The organism is Altericroceibacterium xinjiangense (assembly GCF_003958635.1).
Taxonomy (GTDB): Bacteria; Pseudomonadota; Alphaproteobacteria; order Sphingomonadales; family Sphingomonadaceae; genus Altericroceibacterium_A; species Altericroceibacterium_A xinjiangense.
The window spans coordinates 1-18882 of sequence record NZ_RSEK01000019.1; the positions used below are offsets into that span (position 1 = coordinate 1).

An 18882-nucleotide genomic window follows, 5' to 3' on the forward strand; every position below is an offset into this window, starting at 1 on the left:
GGGCCGGTCCTGCTCGACCGCGTGCCCGGTCTTTTTTTGCGCGTGATGTTATGGCGTACGAAGAAGCGGTGCAGCGTGGCGTTCGCCACCACCAGGCCGAGGCCGGCGAGTTCGACGCGAAGCTCGTCGAGTGTAATGTCCCTGCGCGCTTGGCAGATGGACAGGATTTCTTCCCGGTATTCCTCGATCCGGGCCGAGCGCGTGTCCCCGCCTTGCGGCTTGGGTTCAAAGTTCCCGGTCGCGCGGCGCTGTGCTTCCCAGCGGATCGCGGTTGAAGGCGCAACACCGAACCGCGCTGCCGCCGCACGGCAACTCATCCCTGCATCGACCGCCGCCAGAACCCGCGTGCGCAGATCCATCGAGAGAGGAAGACCCATTTCTGCTGGCCTCCTTCAGCAGCAGGAATTCTGAATCAGAAAACCAGCCCCTTGGGAATCCCTCGCGATTCAGGTCGGGCGAAATCCGCTCTAAGCCCGGACACCAAACCGGGGACCTCACTGCCGGAGCCTGCAATTCCGCCGATCTTTTACGCACCTAAGCGAGGATCTCTCGCCCTGAAAACAGGTCTGCCAAGCAGTTTCCTGAACGGCTCTTCAAAATACACGAACGAGAAATGTGATATTATGAAGGTCAGTGCAAAGCCGACGGCGACATCTACCCACATGTTGTAGAAAATTACCCCGCCCACCTTGGGAGCTAAAAAGGACATCCAGATAGTCCCCACGATCGGGTGGATCAGGTAAAGCGAGTAGGTCAACCGCCCTTGGCTGCTGATCGCATTAATCGAGGGCAGTGTTCGCACTCCATGCAGGTCGCAAGCGTATGCTCCCGCAACGAGCCCCCACACGGCCATCAATCCGACAAGCTCTGGCAAATCGAACGCTAGCTTACCTACGAGAAGCCCGCTGCCGCCGTACAATAAAAGTCTACCGGCTGTGCCGCCGATCTTTCCCACACTAGCTTGGTTGTGAGCGAGCCAAATCCCTGCCGCGAAACTCGGAATGCAACGCAGCCAGGATACTTTTGACGCGAGAAGGGTAACCTCTTGATCCAGTAGAAGGCGAGCAAGAAGCACTGCAACAGCGAGCATAGCGAAGACGGCAGAGGCGCCTCTGAATGCCCCGCCCCGCAGGATCAAGAGGAGGGCTGGGAATAGAATATACGCTACGAGTTCAGCGCTGATTGACCAGCTAACCGCATTCCACGCAATGCTTCCGTTACCGAACCAAGCCTGGGTGAGCGTCATGTACAAAAGAAATTGCTGAGGATCGTATTTGTCAGGATTATTGACTTGGATTTTTCCCGCCCATGCCAAGGCGGCAATACCAAGGAACACCATCATCGTAGCGAAATGCAGTGGATACAGGCGAGCAAATCTACGCTGAAGATAGAGGCCGTATTCCGGAAGAGTTCCTACTCTTGATCCATAAGCTGTTGTAATAACAATTCCTGAAATCACAAAAAACAAGTCTACAAATATTCTTAAGCCGCCGCCTAATGGTTGTCCTCCCATAGGGTACATCGATAGATGAGTGTAGACTATCGCCACACTGGAGATGAAGCGCAGCCCTTCGATCGACAGCAACGGGCGAATCTCTGATCGACCATCGATCATGCTAACCTACTCCAACAATTTTCCACCGGTATAGCGGTAGCAGTCTCATATTTAGGAAAAGTGTCTGATCCGACAGTAAAGTGAGTAGGGTTAGTAAAGTTAGCTTAACGGCTTGGCTGTTGATTCAGGAGCTTCGCCAAAACCACTATGGATCAACGATGCGGACTGGCCCACTCGAACCCTCCATGCGCGAACAGGCCTAGCTTTGGCAACCAACTTGACCGATGCGGAATGATCAGTGCTGGAGTCATTCTTCCTGCCGCCTGCGCTGGTAGGGCGCCTGACCTACCACTGTCATATCATCGAGACCGGCAATGATAGCTTCCGGTTCAGAGCAAGCTCCGCAACACCCATATGCGGAAAGGAAAAATCACCGCTTAACCCATCGCTGCATGGCGGGACACACTATCCGCCCGGGTCATTTTCCCGACGGAAATCCCGGGTCAACTCTCAGTGCAAACCAACAATCACGGGCCAAGCAGCGCCCTCGCGCGCTTGTAGCGTTGGGCGCCGAGCATACGCTTAGCAACACCTACCAGCTTCTTGCCCGGATGAGCGCTACGTGCCTTCTGGAGAAGCGCAAGCGGTGAGAGGCCTGGATAGCACATCACGGATCCTTCGATCGAAAGCACAGGCTTGCCGCTGATCCTTGCGATCTCCTCAGCTTGCCGCAGTTCGCTTTCAATGAACAGGGTGGCGTTGCTCTTGCGATAGTACTCACCCTTGAAAGTGCCATGGGCTCCTAACCGGCGGCGCTCCTCTGCGCTCGGCAGATCTAGCATCACGAGCCTCTCGTACTCAATTCCTTTCGCCGCAAGCCATGCCTCGGTCTCAGGCCTGTACTTTTCCAATCTGCTGGTGACGAGTGCGGCAATTCGACGGCTCGGAATAGGCCGTGGAGTAGCCTCTCGCAGGAAATTCAGATACCTATCTGCATCGTCGTTCTGCTCGTCCGTAGGGTCTAGGCAGAGCACCCCATCGATGTCGACACAGGCCTGAGAAAGCACTGCATGGTGCATCACATTCCATTCGAAGACCCGTGGCTGCGGCAGGTGCACGAAAGTAACATCCGCTTCGGGGTGTGAGGCATGCGCCGAGTAGATCGCGCAAAAGGTCAGCTTCATCTGCTTTGCGAGCGGTGCAAGAAGTGCACGCGCCTCATTCAGCGAAGTGCCGGTGTGGGTGCTATCATCAACGATCAGTGCGTGACGGACCTCCTCGAACCCAATCGATGATCGCGCCGCGACGCGAGTGCTACCACTGCTCAACAGACGCCCCTCTGCGAAACCTCTCACCTCCGCTAGCGGCAAGTTCCGAGCCAAGGCGATTATCGATGCCGGAAGCATGCCGCTCCGGGGGATACCGACGACAACATCGACATCGCTCGGGATGCGGTGAAGATTGGCGACAATGTCCGCATTCAGATCAGATATTGAGCGAAAGTTCATTACTTCCTCAGTGTTAGCCAGATGTCTATCTGGCGAAGCGATCGCGCTAAACCTTGATAAGCGTCAGCAGGGTTTGGCGCCGAGGTATTTTGGCGGGATCGAAGAGCAAGCCTTCAGGCACTGCTGTTGCACAGACTGTTAGTGTGATCACCACAGGCAGCTGTAAGGGCAAGCAGCGGAGCGTAAAAGGGCAAATCGGGTCTCCCTAGGGTTAGTACTAGGAGTGTGGCCGCACTGCGACGGAGGATGTGCGCAGTATTCTCACAATCTGTAAAAGCTCATCGGAGTTTGGCGTATGGCAGACGCGATGCACGGCAGAGCGATCACGGTGACGGTGATTGCATATGCCATGGCGACGCCAGTTGCGGTAGGGGAGCGCAATAAGGAAGGCCATTGGGAAGTAGACAGCGGTGATCATCCCCCAGCGAAACCAGCGTCCGGTCTGCCCAAGTGACATAAAAACCCACCCCATCGCGTTCATTGGGACCATGCCAAACAAGCTAAGCCCAAGCCAGGTGAGTGCTGAAACACTGCTCCCGCATCCCCTTCGGCCGTCACTGCCGACCAAAAGTATCGTTGCAGGCATCGCAGGTTGCATGAAGAGCGCGAGTGGTGTCAGTCCCCATTGTTCATCCACGGTAGTTTTTGGCGAAACCCCTGAATCAACGACAGGCCAAGCCGTCAAACTAACCTGCTGATACCACTCAGCTCAAATTTCGGATCAGGCTCATGCTGTGCCACATCGTTCACCGCAGAGCGTTCTTAGAAAAACTCGAACGGGAGTTTCCAATCTTCTGGCGGGCAAGGGCTTGATCCGGTTTCTCATGGATATATGGGTAGGTCATCGATCACTTCCCTGACCTCATCGCAGCCGAGAACACGACAATGACCGAAGTGATAGATATGTCGATCAACGTTCGACGAATCGGCAAGATCGACGTCGCGGTTTTGGAGAAGGAACAAGCACTATCGCTCGCCCTTGCGGCGGTCGCGATGAGGCGCGCTTATATGATCTGCTTCGCCAACGCCCATACCGTCAATACGGCTCGGCAGATCGACGGCTTCTCGCGTGCGCTGCAACAGGCCTTGGTGCTGAACGACGGGATTGGCGTCGACTTGGCGAGCCGGTGGCTCTACCGCCGCCCCTTTCCTGCCAATCTAAACGGCACCGATTTTGTCCCTGAAGTGCTAGACCGACTTCCCGGCGGTACGCGCGTCTTCTTACTTGGCGGTTCACCGGGAGTGGCCGAGCGCGCCGCCAGAGCCATCGTGGCGCAGCATGATCATATCGAGGTGGTTGGCACGCAGCACGGTTTCTTCACGGAAGAAGACGAAACCAGTCTTTTGGCCCGGATCCGGGCATCGGGCGCCGATATCGTGCTGGCGGCCATGGGGCACCCACGGCAGGAGATGTGGGTCGCTCAGAACCTCGACCGCCTCGGCGTGACGGTAATGTGCGTCGGTGCGCTGGTCGATTTCTATGCAGGCACGGCGCGGCGCGCACCCTTGTGGTTGCGCCGGTTACGCTTGGAATGGATTTTTCGCCTTCTACGCGAGCCTCGGCGGCTAGCGCACCGCTACATAATCGGCAATGCCGCCTTTCTAGCCTACATCTTCGGGTCGGATCGCCGTGAGGGGGCGATCCAGGCAGTTCCTCTTGTGCATTCGATCAAAGCCGATTGAGCGATTGAATGCTGCCCGCCTGGGGCGAGTGCAGTATGGACTTTCCCTTAATTGACTGATAAAAATTTTTCTGGGCTCGCAACTCTTGCGACCATTGAGGCGTTAAGGTGCGGCCATCGAGGCTAAAAGCGCGGCCATCGAGGCGATAAAGCAGCCTAGCTCACAAGGGGAATATGTATGCGGAAATCTGTTTTGATAATGGCCGGCGTGGCAGCCACGGTTCTTGGCGCCTCCACCGCTCACGCCGATGTCACCTGTACGCCAAGCAGCTGTGTCATCACTGGCACCGACACGGTCGCTCCTAATGCAAGCTTTATCGTGCAGCCGTCGGGTGTCAACGAGAGCTATTTTGGTCCAATTTCGGCATCGTTCGGGAATACAGTCACCGAGGCGGGCATGTTCACGGACATGTTCAACTTCCAACTTCCAACGAACGGTTTCGGCGGCGGCTCGGTCACAACAGTGGCTGCGAGCTTTCAAGGTCCCACTGATATCGACTTTACCTCGGTCCTGATCAACGGCATCTCCGCTTCGATCCAAAAGACCGCGCAAGGCATCGTTGAGATTGGTTTTGCCTCTGATGTTGTTCTCAACAGTGGTTTCAACAATATTACGGTGAACGGCCTTGCTCGCGGTAATGGTTCGTACGGCGGCAGCATGAGCTTCACGCCTGTGATTCCGGAACCGGCGACCTGGGGCATGATGATCCTCGGCTTCATGGGGATTGGTGCAACAATGCGGTATCGTCGCAAATCGACCAAGGTTTCTTACGGAACCAAGGCTGCGTTCGCCTGAAAACAAGGCGACTTTCGTCAAGTTGGAAGGGGCTGTCAGGCGACTGGCAGCCCCTTTTTTCGTGTCATGAGGCTTGCGGAGGGCAACATCGCGCACGAGCAGTAATCATCCGAAGGTGCTGCGTTGCCACTCAGCGCTTCTCAGATCGCGTTCGCTGTTTTAGTTTTCTGTCCAGGCTTGGCAGCGATTGAGTCGCATTTGCCGAGGAATCAGTCTGGAGCGCGGCAGGTCGATGATCGGCGATTTGTAGGCCTGCCTCAGGCCTAATCATCGCGTCGCCTTTGGTGCGTCGATAACCGTAGTGATAGCACCGGTACTGACCTCGTGCTCGCTCCTTACCGCGATCTTGTCATCTTCAGTTCAACCGCAACCCGCGAGGGCCGCTGCGAACGGCGGGGGAGATTTGTTTCCGGCACCGGATCGCGAGGATGACGGCTCGATTACTGCCGGTACGAACTTCGACGCTTCCTCAAGTGCCGAGGGCAAGGTCTGTCCTAGCTCTTGAGTCCTTTGCGCAACTGCCGTCGCTAGGTGTGAACAGCTGCGATAGAGCAAGCCAATGCCGGCAAGTCACGGCGCTGACGACCTGTCGCCGAATAGCTATCGGAGATGCTCGGCTTTGATCTCCGGTGACTACTCGCACCGCTTGCCCGCGCCCTTGAAGACCTCGACGCGCTGAATACCCTTGGTGCCAACATAGTCAGCCGACATCGTCATAGCACCAGCGTCTCCTCACCCATCGAGCGCGGAAACTTGGCGCTCCACTTCAGGGCCGCAAATTGGAGCCACAACAGCGGTTACTGTGCACATCATGCGTCCGACGATCGCCGCGACCTACGACTGCGGAGGTGATCCGGGTTTACTCTTGGCCGCAGAAGTCGGCGCATAGCCTTTTGCGTAGGCGATCTCGGCCTGTTGGCGCAGGGCCAGCCCGCGCTGCTGGACCGCATCGTTGGTCCGCTGTGTGTTAATCCGCTGGCGTGCGACGTCCGCCGCGGTGGCGGCGTCGAGCGGCATTAATTTGCTGTCGACGATCACATTGGCGGTGGAGTTGGGGCTGTTTAGGATGATAAGGGGTTCGCTTGGCTGCAGCTCATCGAGCTTGCCATTCAGATCTTCGGGCAGACCGGCGGTATCGACTTTAGCTTCGTTGCGCGTGAACTGGATGTTGTGGCGCTGCAACGTCGTAATTACATCGCTCATCGTCTTCGCTAGCTTAAGATCGGCCGCCACCGCCGCATTCGGCAGCGGAAACATCAGCTGGTCCAAAGTTAATATCCGGCGGTTCGTGGCAATGCCCGGATTTGCATCGAGATACTGATTGACTTCGCTGATGGTGATTGGTTGCCGCGCACCGGCAGCGATCTGCTGCGCGGCTCTTTCCGCCAGCAGAAGTTCAGTCATTCGCCGCAACTGGAGCACGTAGTCTGGATTTCGATCCATGCCCTCTGATTGCGCATATTGCGCCAAGATCTTGCGGTCGACTAGCGTTTGAACAACCAAGTTTTGCGCCTGCTTGCGCTGCTCGGGCGGCAGGTTTGCCATTTCGAGCTGCATATCACTGGTCGTGATCTCGTCGTCATTGATCGTTGCAATCGTCTGCCCGCTAGGCGCTTGATCCTCGTTGCAACCAGCGGTGATCAGCGGCAGTGCCATCATTGCGCTTAAGACGGTTTTCCGGTAAAGGCTTGGGCCAGTACAGGCTTGTTCAGTCATTGCCGTTATCGTTCCATATAGTGGGACCGATTGTGGTGACGGTCCAAGGGTGGGGGAATCTCATGCAGACCATTTATGATTGGATTACGCTTGCTGTCTTTGCCGGCCTAATCGTACTGTTCCTACAACGATCGACCGACGATGTACCCACCGACCGGTTGTGGCAGTATTTGCCTCCGGCAGTTGGGTGTGCCTTTACCAACTGGCTGGGCAACCGCGGTGACGACTTGCTCGCGATCATAGTACTGGCGCTGACGTTCGGATACATTGGCTATGTTCTCAAACCCTTTCCGCTGAAGCGCTAGCCGGGCCGCCCAATATGGCGCGGCCTGCGCCCCCTGAGGCCGCATAAAGTGCGGCGGCAAAGCGGGTTAGCCGCACCTTGGCGCCCTCCGCATCGGGGTCAATAGTCGATACTCGGATCAAGGCCCCATCAGGTGCCAGCCCTCGTAGGTTCTGCAGCGCGAGAAAGCGACGTTCCTGGTCCCAGCTGTTGGGAAACTCGTTGCCCAGCCTTGTCCAGTAGAGCACCTGCTCAATCCGTTCGTCGCGTTGGGTGCTGAGAAAGCGGCCGTGCGGTGTCACCCCAGGAGCCAGCGGGATTGTCACAGGCTCGTCAGCAGTAATCGTGAATCCCGCTCCAGGGTAACAGGATTCAGGTCGGTGAACCATCAGCATGCCGCTCTGGCTGCGAGCGTAGGCGAGCACAAACATGATCGCAGGACTGTCTTCGCTGCGCACGTAGCTGCGCATAACCTGTTCTTCGTACACTTCGGCGGCGTTTCGTTCATCCTGCGGGGGCATCACCACGTCGCCACTGGGGGCTGGCCCCCAGTGGCCGGCCCGCATCGGGATCGCGTCACTCACATCACCTTGCGCGACCGCGACAATCGGATGGCTCGGTAACCGCGCCCAGGCAACCGCCCCGGTCAGCAGCATCGCGCCACCCAGCAGGGCGTCGCGACGGGTCGTTGTTGCGGAAAGCATCTGTCTGGCCATTAGTCGCGCACCCAACCGGAACGGCGGAACAGTGGAAACAGGACCGCGTCGATCCCGAATAGTAGCGCTAGCGCCACCGCGAAGGTACCAATCCCCGCCACGTCGTGTGCGATCCCTTCCACCACGCCCGGTCCGAACCAGTGCGTTGCTAGCACCATTCCCATGATCCGTAGAAGGTTGGTCAACACTGCGATCGGCAGCAGCAACAGCAGAAGCACAAAGGCGTAGCGCGGCTCGCTGCCGTGTCGCAAATAGACGTAGAACAGGCTAATTGCGCCGATACCAATCAGTGAATTGACCCCCGAACAAGCTGCCGCGACCAGCAACTGGTAACCGCCGACCTGGATCATTGACCCCGAGCTGCCCACCGCCAGCCCAGCCGCCGAGAGCAGATCGACGGAGACCTCACTCAACGCCATCTTAAGCGGCCGGGTAGCGACAAAAATCCAGTTCTCAGGTGGTGTGATCAGAAATAGCGCATAGACAAAGGGAAACCACAGCCGGCGCAGAACCGCCCCGCCATAGCGCAGAAACACCAACGTCAGCAGGATGAGATAGAGCGATAGGCTTTCCAGCATCAGGATGCTGGTGATCCGCCCGATGGCATAGAGAGGCAGCGCGATCAGGAGAAGCAGAGCGCCCGGCCACAGTGGCTGGCGCACGCCTGCACGCAGACAATCGCTTTCGCGCCATACGAGCCAGATAGCGGTCGCGAATACGATTGGCCCGTGCGCGCCCGCCTCGGTCGACCAGCTCAGCTGGCCCAAGCGCAAAATGGTCGGCAGGGCCAGCGCGGCAAAGCCACCCAGCAGGATTGCCTCTCCCATGGGCGGGAAGCGCCAGGTGGATGTAGGCGGTGACAGCGCCGGATTGAGTGTTGGCATCATAAGGGTCTCGATTGCCTTGCTTTCAGCGCCAATGTTACAGCACCGTCGTGCACGTGCCAGTCCCTCTTGTGCCCAGCCCAAGGCCAAGTTGACGCAGCCCCTAAACAATCCAGGGCGGGGGCATCTCATCTACTACGCGCAGAATCCCGTCCGCACAATCACATAGCGAACGTCGGATAGAAACAGGTGACCATAATTGAACTGCATCGGCGCACCGACCAAGATTTCGGGGTGACCAGTGATCGATACCACTGTTCCGGATGATGGCACGGGCAAGGATCTACGAAGCCGCCATTATGCGACCGTCGCGCTGATCACCTTTACGGCACGTCCTTGCTCTACAACGCCGGACTGTGGAGCCGACAGGAGGGCAAGCTCTTCCGGTTCCACGGCCGCTGGAACGACTATTGCCCCAGCGGGCCGAGACACGACGAACTAATCGGTGCAGCGCTTCGCGCCGAACCGCGGGAGCAAGAGGCAGCAGTCCAGTCCTGTTGCCTGGAGAACATTGAATTGCTTCTGCAGCCCGTGTCCTAGTCGACGAGCACGGTGCCAAGCACCGTTTGGCCATTGGTCTCTAACTGCCCCAGTAGCAGGCGCAGGTCGTGCGTGTAGGTGACATCACGCCGCATTACGATGATTGCGGCGTCGAGCCCCATCGTCGCGGCCACGGCGGTTGCCTCGCAACCTACATCAACCAGCACTAAACCGAAGTCCTCGACGAACAGCTCGATCGCGTTGGCAAGCCGCTGGCGGTCGAGCAATTCGGATGCGTTGCGAACGACTGGGCCAGTAGTGAGGAGCGACAGGCTGTCAATCGCGGCAGGCTGCACCAACCCACTTTGTTCGTTGCCCGCCAGAAACGTCGCCAAGCCAGCGCGGTTGGGTACGCGAAACAACGCATGATGGTGCGGATGGTTCAGATCGGCATCGACCAACAGCGTTGGGAGACCCGTCTGTGCGCATGCCACCGCCAGGTTGGCCACTAAGATCGGTAGCTCGGCTTCCGTGTCACGGCCAATGAGTGCCACGCTGCGGACCGGCTTGCCGTCGCGGCGTATCGCGGACGTTACGGTGCCGCGCAGATTGCGCGCGGTGCGGGCCAGAATGTCGTCGGGATCAAAGGCGGTAACGACCAGTGGGTCGATGCGATCGTCGCCGTCGCTCAAGACGGAGAAACCCTGCTGTTGCTCGAGGGCGCGGCGCACTTGGTTGTTGCTGACAAAACCGAGTTCTACGGCCGTTTCGCCGAAGAGATGCCCCGTTTCGGCCTGGCGCTGGACCACGGCTTCCTGCTGCGCTTGGGTGAGGTTCAGCACCTCACCCAGAGGGCGCCGCTCGCGCAGTTGGCCGGTGCCGCGCGTGGCTGCATTGCCCCCTAGGGGGGTTCGACTTGATCGAAGCCTCATCGCGCAGCACCCGTGAGGAGCGCGCCTGCCCGCGAGCTGGACAGGTCGACCGCGGCCAATACCGGTACGCCGCTGATGCCGGCAACGCCGTCGGCGGTACGAACGCGCGGGCGCCAGACCTCGAGGCCCAGAGCCGCACCGGCTGCCAGCAGCACGCCCAGCACCGCTCCCAGTAACAGCCGAAGCGGCACATTCGGGCTTGACGGCAGCAGCGGCGGAGTCGCGGTATCGAGCTGACGCACGTCGGCTTCGGGGGCGATGCTCTGCAGCCGCATAGTCTGCAACCGTGCCGCCACCGCATCGTAGGCCGCCTGCGCGGTATCGACATCGCGCTGCAGCACGTCGAGCTGAGCATTGTTCGCCGCCAAGCTCAGCATCCGCCCGCGCTGCGCATTTAGCTTCTGGCGCAGCTCCGCCTCCGCACGGCTTGCCGCGCTGCTGGCGATACGGACTGATTGGGCAGTATTGCCGATCTCGCCGGCCAGCTTGGAGCGCAGCTCACCTAACTCGGCCTTAGCCGCGATCAGGTCGGGGTGGTTAGGGCCTAAGCTAGTGCTCATCTGGCTGATTTGAGCGTCCTTGCTAGCGATCTGGGCGCGTAACCCCTGCACCACGGCCGATGACTGAACTTCGGACGACGCGGCCGGATTGCTGCCGGCCCGCGCACTGAGCGCGGCCGCCGACGCCTCAGCCGAGGTAAGGTGGTTCGACAGTTCACTCAGTCGCGCGGCCTCCGCATCGGCAGCCCCGGTGTCAACGATGCCGGTCTCGCGCTTGAACGCGGTCAGGCGCGCCTGCGCCTGCTGCAGGTTCTCCCGAACCTCGCGGGTCCGGTCCTGAAACCAGCGCGAATAGGTCCGCGCAGGGTCGGTGCGCAGCTCTAGCCGCGTGTCCAAGTATGACGCAGCAAAGGCGTTGGCCATCAGCGCCGCGAACTGGGAATCGGTCGACTCATATTGGAGTGTCAGCACGCGCGACCCCTTGTCGGGGCTGATCGTCAGATTGTCCAATAGCTGGCGACCGTACCAGCTGTTAATGTCGCCCGTTCCGCCGGTCGCGGCCTGCCATCGCGCCAGCACATCCGGCGTGGCGAGCTGAAGGCTGCTAACTACGTTACTAGCAACTGCGACGCTCTGAATTACGTCGGATTGCGTGCTTAGCAACGCACTGACGTCATCTTGGTCGGTGGTCTGAGTCCCCTGCACCGGATCCACGCTCGGCTCGGCGAACAAGAGCGACGAGGTCGCGACATAGGCTTTGGGAGACAGTGCGGTCCAGAGCCCGACCAGCGCAAGCACCGCGATTAGGACAAAGAGTTCAAGTCGCCAGCGCGTTTTCAATGCGGCGATCAGATCAGAGAGTGGCAGCATTAATTGGCCCTCACAGGCGGTCGGTGGGATTTTGACAGGGTGGCGGCCTCGGCCAGAATAGCGAAGGCGATCAAGAATTGGGGGGCGATGCTGTCCCGGAAGACGAATGAGTCGCTACCGTTCTCCTCAGCCACTAGGGCCTCGCCAAGCAGAGCATGGACGTTTTCAGTATCTACGGGAAGCCGATCGCCCAGTGCGACCGCGTGTGCTATCCGCTCAATTTCGGGGAGCAGCTCCTCGCGCTCGACCAGCGATACGAAATGGTGCGCGTCCTCTTTGTTCATTGCCGCCCATTGCTCGATCGCGGAACGTAGCCCTTTATGCGCGTCGCTGACCGACACGCTTGACGATCCGCGCCCTAACGCCGCGATGGCGGCATGGTGGCAGAACATCCGGATATGAAAGGGCGAGCCGCACGACGCCCGGAAAATGACGGCCCGCGCGTCATCCTGGAACGTCAGCCCAGTGGACGCTTCGCCGGCGTCGATCAGCGCCTTGACGCTGTCCGATTCAATCCGGCCCAAGGACACGGCTCGCATGTGACGGCGCAGTGATGGATGGCAGTCGATCACGTCCGCGACGTTGTGTGCGATTCCGACCAGCATAAACAGCACGCTTGCCAATGAATCGGACAGAAGCTTCATGACAGCCGCCATCTCGGCCTTAACATGAAGGTCCGTGACCCGGTCGAACTCATCAAAGACCAGCACCACAGGCCCTGCCACCCTCTCCGCGACCAGATCCACGAGGGCCCGCGGACCAAAATTCTCCGGTAGCGCGTCCAAGCCGTCGCGAAAGCGCGTGCGCTCTTCGGGCACCAATGCCGCGGCGGGCAGTGCGCGCAGATATGGACGGACTAGCTCGGCGAAACTCACCCCTGGTTCGCATGCCATGTAGATTACAATCGCGCCCTGCTCGTCTGCATGATCGCCATAGACGCGCACGAGCGACGTCTTACCTGAGCCGCGCGCACCATGAATAATCACGTGCTGCCCGAAATCGAGCGTCGCTGACAGCAGGGCGTCGAGTTCACGATCCCGACCGAACAACTCGCCTCGGTTACGTACCGGGTGCGCCGAATCAAAGATCCGGGCCACCTTCGCACGACCACGGCGGCTGTCAGGCTCACCGAGCACGACGGCTTGGTCGGGCAGGTCGCGTTGTGATGGTTCAATGGGTGATGTGGACGCATCCTCGGGCGGGATGGGATGATCAAGGGGCAACGTGGCGTCCAGCCGCCGCGGCGCGCGACTGCCCTCCAGCCAACGTACCAGTCCGCTCATCCATTTCCGGATATTTAGTCTTACCATGCGCCTCCGCTTCGCGACTGATGTACGGCAACCTTCCGCACTGCACAACATCGCTGCTGCAGTTTTCCGCCACCATTAGACCGAATACTAAGCGGATAGTTGAGCCAGCGCGTACCAATGGTCCAGTAGGTCATTCCAGCCAGAAGTCGAGCCCCTGTACCTTATCGGTGAGCGGCCGAATGAGAGCACTAAACCGCAGCATAACCGCTATCCCGATGATCGGTTTTGGTCGGCCTTTTCCTGTCAGATTCACCCAGCGCAAACACCATGTTGCCGACTACCAGCCAGAGCAAAGCGGCCGTCTTCATGGTGAAGATGGCAGTGCCACCGATCATCAGCCAGCAGTAGACGTAGACAGCCAATCCCCAGTGCACCCTGCGCTGTGCTGGCGTGCGATCTGCCGGGGCAAAGGTAACGTAAATCCAGAATGCGAGCAGACCCCAAATGGAGCTGGAGACAATCAGATAGGTATACCCGCTGTCGTATGAGAGAAAAGCTTGAGGCAGCGATCCTGCTAGGAACTCGCCAGCGTCAAGGTTCATCAATTGCGCCACAGTGACCGAGAGGCGCCCAATCATATCGTCTGATCCGAGCGTCACGGTCGTCGGGCCGACTAGGATAAACGCTATTGCGAGGCAGACCGGCATGATCGCCGCCGTTAAGCGGCCGGGAAGATAAGGATACACGAGATATCCGACGGCGTTGATGACCATCAGCGCACTGGATGTACGGGAATTATTGCTGAGAACGATAAGCAACATCAGGGCGACGTGGAGCAACCTGTCAAGCTTGCCTATAGATTGCCAGTTTCCCAACAGGAAGATGAGCAGAACCGCGGCAAATCCCGGGAGAGAAACCTGCTCCAGGAAGATCGACGATGTTCTTGGCCCGGAAAAAATGCCGAAGCTAAACCGCCCCTCATAGCCGAGGGCGCCGGCGCTGAGTCCGGTATCGTTTAGGCTGAAATCCGCCACATTGCGGCTTGCCTCTAGGTAGGCGGCCGGTTGGAAGATTGAGACGTAAAGCGGCATGTAAATCATCTCTATCAGGAGAAATCCTAAGACAATGATAGAGATGACGCGGAAGATTGACCGGACCTGTTCCGGCGGGCTTCTGTACCCGACTGCCGTGAAGGCAGCAATAATCGCCATGTTTCGAAAGAAGTCCGGGTAGATGGTATCGTTAATCAACGATGTCAGAAGCATCTGGGTCAGAGCAAAGAAGAGCAGCAGGATTGGCGCCACATCGCGCTTGCGGCCACCCGCCAAGAAACATGCTATGAGACAAAGTGACAGAATTCCCACTTCGGCAGCGATTGCTGCACTGCGCGGAGTCGGGACCCCCTGCGCGTTAATCATCGCAAGAATAGCATTGTAGGTCGAAGGCAGGATCGCGACGATCCAGAGGCAGATCCTGAAATACTTGGCACGCCACGCCTCGGTTCGGAGCGATTCGGATACGGGCGTTGCGACGGGAAGAGCGTACATTCTACGTCAGCCTAGTGCTGTGGTGCCGTATCGACGGACTTGCTGTCGCGACGTCCTATCCGCACCTTGAATCTCGATAGGGGCTTTTCGACATATTCATGGATCAACAGACCCAGAATAGCCGATGCTGCCATCCCCACCACCATGAAGGCGCATGCGGTCCAGAGTGTCACACCAATGCCCAGAAAGCCCATGATCACTCTCAACCCGGCCAGAACGAAGATATGGCTTAGGTATATGCTGTAGGAGGCGTCGCCCAATTTGACCAACGCCGAAAAATTAGGAACCGCTGAAAGACGCTCGAGATTGATCGCTGCGGCAATGGCGAAGAATGCCGGCACGCCAAATTTCACGGCACGCGGCAAATCCAGTCCTGCAGCCTCGATGCCAGCTAGAACGATGAGGGACAGAGCAAGCAAGCCCCAAGCCCATGGTGCCGAAAGGCTCAGGAACGGTATCAAGTAAGCCGCTAGAAGAATTCCCATCAAGAACTCGAGAATTATAGTATTACCATAGAATGCGGCGATGGAGCCATTCTTCGCTCCCATAAGCCCGATAACGTACAATACAATAATTAACAGGGATATGCTGGCAACGCGCCACCCTTTCCTGAGCGGCAGGCACAGGGAGAACAGGAGGTAAAACATCATCTCCATGTTGAGCGTCCATCCCGGGATAAGGATAGGACTGAGATGCTCAGACGTTCCGGGCACTCCCGCAGGGTTTGGCCAAGGAATGAAGAACAGCGATGCTAGAAGGTGGGCGGGATCAAACCGCGTCGAGTTAAGCAGGTGAGGCATCAAAAGGGCGAAAATCGCCACAATTATGCTGAGTAGCCAGTAGAGTGGAGCAATGCGCTCTATCCGTTTAACAATGAACCTTCCCGTGCTGACGTGTGAGTGCCTGGTTGTCACCCACATGATGAACCCGCTCAGGACGAAGAAGATGTCCACGCCCATTGCACCGATGATTGGCACCTTAATCTCGGGATTTAGCTGCCTTACCTGTATTGCCGCATGAAAGTAGACAACGGCTAAAGCCGCAATTGCACGCAGCCATTGCAGGCTAGCAAGATGGCGCGGAAGACTGTCGGATGGAGTGGGCACATTCGCCTGTGATCTGACGAGCCCCATGACATCGTCTTTATGCATTCGCGACGTCTACGTGCTGACGAAGGGCGCTTGAGCGCGGCCGCAGCAGAGAGAGAGGCGTCGGCACCATGGTTGGAACGCAGCTTTCAATGTGGGACAGGGTGCGAAATGGCGTCATCGGCAGCTCTCGTAACAGCTAGGGCCCAAGTGGGCTATCATTACTCTGCCTCGCCCAGCATGTCCCGTTCTCGGCGGCGATAGCCGCGGCGCGCGCTCTCGTGGGTCATCGCCTCATGCACTGCTGTAACTGGATCCATGTCTCCACCCGGCCAGCCGCCTTGGCGTAACCGATCACATTACCGGAAGACTCTCATTTCCAACGGCTTGCAGAAGATCAATCCAAGCTCACCCTATCTTGCTTCCGGAATGCTGCTCCGGGTGCACAACCCGCTCGGCAACTTCCTTCCAAGATAGAAACGTACGAGGCGCAAACGTACCAGCTGCTCCGAGTGCCCTTGAAACGGCCTCGCAAATTGATGCCTCATCGTTAGGTTCATAACCGAACCGGGACGCGACATCGCCAGCGGCGAAAGATGGGCACACAGCGGGTAGGGCGAAGTATTCGTACTGAGCCAGCTTGAGACTCGATTCCGCTAGATACTCGACACCGGGGGCAGGTCGATACGGAGCAACACCAATCGCGGCGTATTTGACGTAAGGGAGCGTGTCGACGAATTTCATCTCTGGGTGGATAAGCACATTGGCCGGTGCCTCGAATGTCGCCCCGCAACCGATTACGTGGAAATCCACATCAGGGAAATGAGCTGCGGCTCGCTGGAAGAATGTGGGATCGAAAAGCATCGATCCCACTGAGATTGCCGCGCGTCTACCAGAACGATATGGATTTGCGCCCACGCTGGCAAAATCATCTGCGTCAATGCCGAACTCTGCCCGGTAGAGTTTGCCAGCTGCCCATTGAAAATCGGACATCATTTTCGGGGAACGCAGGCAGATGTGGTGGATCAGGTCGACATCTGCCTCCAGGCGTTCTCGAATGAAGGGGTGCGCCCCGACTGTGTCGAGCCGATCAGTTGCGTAATAAATAATTTTAACGTCTGGATTCAGCCGTTTGATGCGCCGCATGAATATGGCGGCGACACTCGATTCAAGAATGACATAGTCTGCCTCGCGAATGAACCGGTCGAACTGGCGGCTCGGCAACTCAGAATAACGGGGATATAGACGCGCGCTGATCGCATTTATAACCTTATTTCGTGACTGAAACGGATGCACCGAGGTGCGCCACAGAAAACAGTCAATGTCATTTACTGACTCTACCCAGTTTGCTTTGTCCCAGAGAAATAGCCGTGAGTCGCCCGTAATCTTGGAAAGATAGCTGTAGCGCGTCGAAATGAAGGAAACATTGTAGCCTAATTCCACGAGACCATCAGCTACTTGCTGGATGCTTCCGCGTTTGGCTGTCCGATAATCGTGGAAAGCAGACAGGAAAACGACATTTCTGCCAGTGTCGCTCACCGGACGCTCCTCTCGCTGATGGTGCTTCTGTAGAGTTCGAGCAGCTCGTCCGCGCGGTGCTCCCAAGTGAACGCCTGACGCAAGGAGTCAACGGCCGCAGGAGAAACACTGGCGCTTAGTGACGCGGCCAAGAGCTTCGCCAAAGTGGCTACATCGCCTACATCGAAAGTACTCTCAACCTTACCGACGTTGGCGATTGCAAGATTGCCTGGAATGCGCGAGCAGACGATTGGCATGCCCGCCATCAAAGCCTCGAGCAGTACTGTCGGCAGGCCTTCCTGCTCCGACGCCAGTACAAAGACATGTCCGCCAGCCATCATCGCGGCTACGCCTTCATCATCAACGAAGCCGTGAAATGTCACGCGTTCGCCCACACCCTTTTCTTTAGCAAGAGCTTCAAGCGCTGCGCGTTCCTGTCCTTTGCCGACGATGTGCAAGTGGCCCGAGGATAGTCCTGGATTTGCCAAAGCGCGGATCACGTCATCTAGACGCTTCACCTTGTCCAAGCGGCCTACCGATAGGATCGCAGGAGATCCGGGCAAGGATGCGGGAGCTTCGGGTCGTATGAGATCAGCGCTTGTGATGCAATTGGGTATGATGGAGGTCTTCTTGGCAGAGATGCCGCGATCCTTTAGCCAGTCGAACCAGGCATCGGTGAGCAAGATAGTCTGAGATCCCTTTTCGAGAAGGAACTTTTCGGCTGTCCGATCCCAAATTGCTTTTGCAAGAGCATTGACTTTATTGTGCGGCGTGTAAAATGCGTGTGGCGTGTAAAAGAAGGGCTTTTTTCGCTGCCATGCACCCCAAGCTCCTCGAACAGCATAGCTTGATCGCGCGCCATGAACATGTACTACATCAGCCCAGTCTAAGTGCTGCGCCAGTTCACCGGCGCTTGCTCGAGCCGTTTTGTACGGGGTGCTTATATCCTCGGCGTCCGGAGCAATAACGCGAACGTCACAGCCTTTTGCAGCGAGCGCACGCGCGAGACCGTGGATGTGGCGCGCCGTGCCTCCGCCGCCTAGAAGCGGTTGAAAATCCTTATGTACTTGGAGGACCTTCATCGACTTACTTTGTAGAAGAATCGACGACTTGGTAACCCAAGTCACGCATGATGGTCGCGACGGCGCGGCGTGCCGTCCACTGCGGCGTCCAGTTCCGCCGAGTTTTGAGCTTTGTCGGATCACCTAACTGCTGAAGGCGATCAATCTTTCTAAAGCGAGAAGGGTCACTCTCAATCGTCACTTCTACGCCCATCAACTCACCCATCAGATCAACGAGGTCGCTCACCGACATCTCATCACCGGTGCAAAGATTAAAGTACTCGACTGCGTCGCCCTCGAGTACCCCTTCCAGCAGAGCAACAAAGCCGGCGGCACTGTCTTCAACGAAGATGTAGTCGCGCTTTGGTTTGGTGTTACCAAGCTTCACGACTGGTGAGGCTTCACCCGTGCCGATCTGAGCTAGGCCGTGTTGACAAAAGACTTCAGCCATAGGCGCGTGGCGGCGAGGTTGAGGAAGCTCTCAAAGGACAGGGTG

Annotated in this window: 15 protein-coding genes and 2 pseudogenes; 3 read left to right on the forward strand and 14 right to left on the reverse strand. The window is 57.9% G+C overall.

From position 1 onward, the window contains the following. The 3 genes and pseudogenes from ELY13_RS13415 to ELY13_RS13430 form a co-directional block, all read right to left on the reverse strand. Positions 1–377, reverse strand: a pseudogene (locus ELY13_RS13415) (helix-turn-helix domain-containing protein); the annotation flags it as partial. Between the two features lie 149 nt (positions 378–526). Then, positions 527–1615, reverse strand: coding sequence for an acyltransferase family protein (locus ELY13_RS13420; protein ID WP_126174428.1), 1089 nt, complete (start codon positions 1613–1615; stop codon positions 527–529). A gap of 467 nt (positions 1616–2082) precedes the next feature. After that, the gene (locus ELY13_RS13430) at positions 2083–3063 is read right to left on the reverse strand and encodes a phosphoribosyltransferase family protein (protein ID WP_126174429.1); all 981 of its coding nucleotides are present in this window, start codon (positions 3061–3063) and stop codon (positions 2083–2085) included. 885 nt (positions 3064–3948) lie between these two features. Between ELY13_RS13430 and ELY13_RS13435 the strand changes: the two genes are divergently transcribed. Next, a complete protein-coding gene (locus ELY13_RS13435) occupies positions 3949–4746 on the forward strand; it encodes a WecB/TagA/CpsF family glycosyltransferase (RefSeq protein ID WP_126174430.1) in 798 nt (265 codons plus the stop codon). Positions 4747–4923: 177 nt separating this feature from the next. Continuing rightward, positions 4924–5541 carry an FxDxF family PEP-CTERM protein gene (locus ELY13_RS13440; RefSeq protein ID WP_126174431.1) on the forward strand — a complete coding sequence of 206 codons (618 nt, stop codon included), beginning with the start codon at positions 4924–4926 and terminating at the stop codon, positions 5539–5541. An 834-nt stretch (positions 5542–6375) separates the two neighbouring features. Here the strand turns inward: ELY13_RS13440 and ELY13_RS13445 are convergent. Continuing rightward, positions 6376–7257 carry a hypothetical protein gene (locus ELY13_RS13445; protein WP_126174432.1) on the reverse strand — a complete coding sequence of 294 codons (882 nt, stop codon included), beginning with the start codon at positions 7255–7257 and terminating at the stop codon, positions 6376–6378. A 62-nt stretch (positions 7258–7319) separates the two neighbouring features. Between ELY13_RS13445 and ELY13_RS13450 the strand changes: the two genes are divergently transcribed. Then, a complete protein-coding gene (locus ELY13_RS13450; protein ID WP_126174433.1) occupies positions 7320–7562 on the forward strand; it encodes an XrtV sorting system accessory protein in 243 nt (80 codons plus the stop codon). On the opposite strand, the gene epsI is transcribed toward ELY13_RS13450, so the two are convergent. The 10 genes and pseudogenes from epsI to ELY13_RS13500 form a co-directional block, all read right to left on the reverse strand. Further along, positions 7537–8256 carry an exosortase-associated protein EpsI, V-type gene (gene epsI / locus ELY13_RS13455; RefSeq protein WP_126174434.1) on the reverse strand — a complete coding sequence of 240 codons (720 nt, stop codon included), beginning with the start codon at positions 8254–8256 and terminating at the stop codon, positions 7537–7539. The two genes, ELY13_RS13450 and epsI, sit on opposite strands and share 26 nt — an antisense overlap. Next, positions 8256–9083, reverse strand: a complete 828-nt coding sequence (xrt, locus tag ELY13_RS13460; RefSeq protein ID WP_164549815.1) for an exosortase — start codon at positions 9081–9083, stop codon at positions 8256–8258. Before xrt ends, epsI begins: the two co-directional genes overlap by 1 nt. Positions 9084–9676: 593 nt before the next feature. Further along, complete coding sequence (locus tag ELY13_RS13465; protein WP_126174436.1) at positions 9677–10462, reverse strand: P-loop NTPase family protein; 786 nt, start codon at positions 10460–10462, stop codon at positions 9677–9679. A gap of 86 nt (positions 10463–10548) precedes the next feature. Next, a complete protein-coding gene (locus ELY13_RS13470) occupies positions 10549–11922 on the reverse strand; it encodes a GNVR domain-containing protein (RefSeq protein ID WP_126174437.1) in 1374 nt (457 codons plus the stop codon). Next, positions 11922–13205 carry an ATP-binding protein gene (locus tag ELY13_RS13475; protein ID WP_164549816.1) on the reverse strand — a complete coding sequence of 428 codons (1284 nt, stop codon included), beginning with the start codon at positions 13203–13205 and terminating at the stop codon, positions 11922–11924. Before ELY13_RS13475 ends, ELY13_RS13470 begins: the two co-directional genes overlap by 1 nt. Before the next feature lie 215 nt (positions 13206–13420). After that, positions 13421–14719, reverse strand: a complete 1299-nt coding sequence (locus ELY13_RS13480; protein ID WP_126174439.1) for a hypothetical protein — start codon at positions 14717–14719, stop codon at positions 13421–13423. 11 nt (positions 14720–14730) lie between these two features. Continuing rightward, positions 14731–15870, reverse strand: a complete 1140-nt coding sequence (locus ELY13_RS13485) for an acyltransferase family protein (RefSeq protein WP_126174440.1) — start codon at positions 15868–15870, stop codon at positions 14731–14733. 345 nt (positions 15871–16215) lie between these two features. Next, positions 16216–17346, reverse strand: a complete 1131-nt coding sequence (locus ELY13_RS13490) for a GumK N-terminal domain-containing glycosyltransferase (RefSeq protein ID WP_126174441.1) — start codon at positions 17344–17346, stop codon at positions 16216–16218. Continuing rightward, positions 17343–18407, reverse strand: coding sequence for a glycosyltransferase family 4 protein (locus tag ELY13_RS13495; protein WP_126174442.1), 1065 nt, complete (start codon positions 18405–18407; stop codon positions 17343–17345). Before ELY13_RS13495 ends, ELY13_RS13490 begins: the two co-directional genes overlap by 4 nt. A 4-nt stretch (positions 18408–18411) precedes the next feature. Continuing rightward, a pseudogene (locus tag ELY13_RS13500) lies at positions 18412–18843 on the reverse strand (NAD-dependent epimerase/dehydratase family protein); the annotation flags it as partial. Between the last annotated feature and the right edge of the window lie 39 nt (positions 18844–18882).

Coding starts and splice junctions, on each gene's coding strand:
- xrt (WP_164549815.1), bottom strand. CDS start 9,083: ATGGGAGAGGCAATCCTGCTGGGTGGCTTTGCCGCGCTGGCCCTGCCG.
- ELY13_RS13450 (WP_126174433.1), top strand. CDS start 7,320: ATGCAGACCATTTATGATTGGATTACGCTTGCTGTCTTTGCCGGCCTA.
- ELY13_RS13495 (WP_126174442.1), bottom strand. CDS start 18,407: ATGAAGGTCCTCCAAGTACATAAGGATTTTCAACCGCTTCTAGGCGGC.
- ELY13_RS13420 (WP_126174428.1), bottom strand. CDS start 1,615: ATGATCGATGGTCGATCAGAGATTCGCCCGTTGCTGTCGATCGAAGGG.
- ELY13_RS13480 (WP_126174439.1), bottom strand. CDS start 14,719: ATGTACGCTCTTCCCGTCGCAACGCCCGTATCCGAATCGCTCCGAACC.
- epsI (WP_126174434.1), bottom strand. CDS start 8,256: ATGGCCAGACAGATGCTTTCCGCAACAACGACCCGTCGCGACGCCCTG.
- ELY13_RS13485 (WP_126174440.1), bottom strand. CDS start 15,870: ATGCATAAAGACGATGTCATGGGGCTCGTCAGATCACAGGCGAATGTG.
- ELY13_RS13440 (WP_126174431.1), top strand. CDS start 4,924: ATGCGGAAATCTGTTTTGATAATGGCCGGCGTGGCAGCCACGGTTCTT.
- ELY13_RS13470 (WP_126174437.1), bottom strand. CDS start 11,922: ATGCTGCCACTCTCTGATCTGATCGCCGCATTGAAAACGCGCTGGCGA.
- ELY13_RS13445 (WP_126174432.1), bottom strand. CDS start 7,257: ATGACTGAACAAGCCTGTACTGGCCCAAGCCTTTACCGGAAAACCGTC.
- ELY13_RS13430 (WP_126174429.1), bottom strand. CDS start 3,063: ATGAACTTTCGCTCAATATCTGATCTGAATGCGGACATTGTCGCCAAT.
- ELY13_RS13435 (WP_126174430.1), top strand. CDS start 3,949: ATGACCGAAGTGATAGATATGTCGATCAACGTTCGACGAATCGGCAAG.
- ELY13_RS13475 (WP_164549816.1), bottom strand. CDS start 13,205: ATGAGCGGACTGGTACGTTGGCTGGAGGGCAGTCGCGCGCCGCGGCGG.